General features: G+C 66.5%; 1 protein-coding gene. It reads right to left on the reverse strand.

The genetic code is table 11. The features are described 5' to 3' along the window. On the reverse strand, window positions 1-260 hold a 260-nt coding region (locus tag O4G76_RS20935; RefSeq protein WP_269399032.1), incomplete at both ends, for a hypothetical protein.

Below are 260 nucleotides of genomic sequence, written 5' to 3' on the forward strand. Positions count from 1 at the left end.
CAACCGATCAGGATCATCACCACACTGCGGCCATGGCGGCGGCCTATCAGCTCGCGCCCGATGCCCCCGGCAAACGCCAGCGCTACCGCCATGAATAGTGGCGTGGCCAGCCGCGCCGCATCATGCAGCGGCAGCAACCACGGGGACAGCAAACGCGCCAGACCGGCCGCGGCCCAGTAGTACAGCGGCGAGTTTTCCAGATAGGGTTGGCCGTCGATAGCGGGAAGCAGCCAGTGGCCACCGGCAACAAAGCCCTGCAC

It is taken from the genome of Limimaricola sp. G21655-S1 (assembly GCF_027213785.1).
Lineage (GTDB): Bacteria > Pseudomonadota > Alphaproteobacteria > Rhodobacterales > Rhodobacteraceae > Limimaricola.